The sequence below is a fragment of the Chelativorans petroleitrophicus genome (genome assembly GCF_025398195.1).
Classification (GTDB): domain Bacteria; phylum Pseudomonadota; class Alphaproteobacteria; order Rhizobiales; family Rhizobiaceae; genus Chelativorans; species Chelativorans petroleitrophicus.
Genome location: NZ_JAODNV010000048.1, coordinates 1 through 2,447, shown reverse-complemented (window position 1 = coordinate 2,447; position 2,447 = coordinate 1). Strand labels below are relative to the sequence as shown.

General features: G+C 59.1%; 3 protein-coding genes. 1 reads left to right on the top strand and 2 read right to left on the bottom strand.

Annotation, left to right across the window (positions count from 1 at the left end):
* Positions 1-229 precede the first annotated feature (229 nt).
* Positions 230-469 (bottom strand): hypothetical protein, encoded by a 240-nt coding sequence (locus tag NYR54_RS19035; protein ID WP_261517276.1) that lies wholly within the window; start codon positions 467-469, stop codon positions 230-232.
* A 75-nt stretch (positions 470-544) separates the two neighbouring features.
* Positions 545-964: a hypothetical protein gene (locus NYR54_RS19030; RefSeq protein WP_261517275.1), complete on the bottom strand. Its 420-nt coding sequence runs from the start codon at positions 962-964 to the stop codon at positions 545-547.
* A 175-nt stretch (positions 965-1,139) separates the two neighbouring features.
* Between NYR54_RS19030 and NYR54_RS19025 the strand changes: the two genes are divergently transcribed.
* Positions 1,140-2,393, top strand: coding sequence for a tyrosine-type recombinase/integrase (locus tag NYR54_RS19025; RefSeq protein WP_261517274.1), 1,254 nt, complete (start codon positions 1,140-1,142; stop codon positions 2,391-2,393).
* Positions 2,394-2,447: the final 54 nt, after the last annotated feature.

The following is a 2,447-nucleotide window of genomic DNA, read 5'->3' as shown; positions in this document are numbered from 1 at the left end:
AAACTTGTTCGTCGTCTTGCTCATGATGCTCCATCCTACTCAGGAGTTGGAGCCTCCGGCAAACCCGGCGCGGTTCAATCAGGCCCTGAACGGTGCCCTGCTCCTGAAATGCCGCCCCACCGGTGATGTTCGATGAAATTCCCTCGATCACGGCCCAACTCCTCTAAAAGGACGAGACGGCCCTGCCACCGGGCCTGAAGGCCGGTGGCACGGGAACGTTCAATGAGCTTTACGCGGCAGCAGCCCGGCCAAGCGTGCTCGTGGCTTCTGCCATGAGCTTCTGTCCGTCTTCCTGCTGGGCCATGGCCTGCTTCTGCGCATTGTTGGCCAGCGCGCGATGATGCTCCCTGGCCATGTTGAGCATCTGCTGCTGGTGCTGCTGCTCCGCCTGGGCCATAGCCAGGGTCGTCTGCTCCATCATATGTTTTTGGGTTTGGGCCATCATGGCGCCCGTCAGAAGTGCAAACATTTGATTACTCCAAGATTAAACTGTGTCGGTCTCGGCGTGGTTCACCCACGCCGCAGGCAAGGGAAACCGGCTTTTTCAGACGAACCGCAGGGCACTGCAGCAGCGCTGAATGCCGAAATTGCGCCCATCTCCCCACGGGGAACTGCGGCCGCCGAACTTTCCGAACAGCGCCTCCAGAAGGAGGTTCAGCAATCTGTCCCTGAAGGTTTCGAAGTCTATTCCCTTCTTGCGGCAGCTTCCGCGGTTCCAAAGACCCTCGATCGAGGTTCGATCGCAGGAGCGAGCCGGAGCGCATTTCGAGCTGCCGTGCTGGTGGATGTGAATGTAACGATTCTGAACCTGCTGGGCGCCGGCCGAGGCGCGGCTTCCCTGAACGCCATTCACCTCATCGCCACCGAGCATGTTCCGGGCCGTCATTTCGCTGACGATCCGGGCATAGTCGTCCTGCCGCTTCATCCACTTTTCGACCAGCTTCTTTTCCTCCCGCGGAGCCATCTGTCTGTCTCTAGCTGTCTCCCAGCGTCTCAGACAGTCTCGCAACTCCCTGAAATTCCTAGAAAATGCCCGAAAAACGCTGTCTCAGGGCGTCTCAGCACGTCGCCCTCAAGCGCAGCAATTTGTTGGTATCATTGTTGGTATCGTTCGGGGCGTTGATACGGGGGGAAGTGAGATGGCACTGACCGATCTCAAGGTTCGCAACATCAAGCCGACCGGCAAAGTCATCAAGATCAGCGACGGCGAGGGCTTGTACCTACAGGTGCAGCCCAACGGGTCGAAGCTCTGGCGGATGGCTTACCGCTTCCTCGGGAAGCAACGGACCCTAGCGATCGGGACCTATCCCGAGATCAGCTTACTGGAAGCTCGCGAGAGGAAGATGGAGGCCCGCAAGCTGCTGGCACAAGGCATCGACCCTTCGCAGGAGAAGCAGGAGAAGGTCAGGGCGTCAAAGGTCTCCGCAGAGACGACGTTCTCTGTGGTCGCCAAAGAGTACATGAACTCGCTTGAGAAGCGGGGTCGCGCCAAGAACACACTAGATCAGAAGACATGGGTTCTAAAGGCGTATGTTCTGCCCAAGATCGGCAAGCGACCGATAGCCGAGATCACGGCGGCCGACGTGCTTGACCTGCTGACCGACATCGAGGCCACGGGGAAGCTTGAGACCGCGCGGCGGGCTCGACAGGCGATGAGCGCAGTGTTCCGCCTCGCCACCATAACCAAGCGGGCGAACGGCGACCCGACTCACGTTCTTCAACGGGTCATCTCCGCTCCGAAAGTGACGAGCCATCCCGCCATTGTCAGCGAGATGGGGTTCGGGGAGCTGCTACGTAAGATCGACACGTACCGCAGCCCGATCGTTCGCCTCGCCCTCAACTTCTTGGCGCTCACATGGCCGCGACCGATCGAGCTGCGCAAGATGACCTGGGATCAGGTGGACTACGAAGAGTCGGTCTGGACCATCCCTGCGGAACACACGAAGTTGCGTCGGCCGCATGACATACCATTCTCTCACGCCGCCAGGGTCATCTTACGTGACGTAAGGCGCATCACCGGCTTGACGGAGGGCTACGTGTTCCCGTCTCCGAAGAGCAGAGGCTTCAAGGAGATGATGTCGGAGAACTGCATCAACAAGGCCCTCTGGTCGCTCGGCTACAAGGGCAAGCACTGCGGACACGGCTTCCGGTCGAGCGCATCGACCATCCTCAACGAGCGCAAGTACGACAAGGACGTGATCGAGTTCCAGCTCGCCCATATCGAGGAGAATGAGACTAGGCGCGCTTACAACCGCGCGCTCTATTGGGATTATCGCGTGAAGATGATGAACGATTGGGCCAAGATCGTAGAGAAGTTGCGCGAAGGAGTAGCTTCTAGCAATGATTGGCACAGTGGAACACCAACACTCGTGAGAACGGCGGTGAGAAACTAGTCCACGGAAGCGGCGGCATGGAGCTGCTGCGGGCGGCGTAAAAGTCGTCCACCC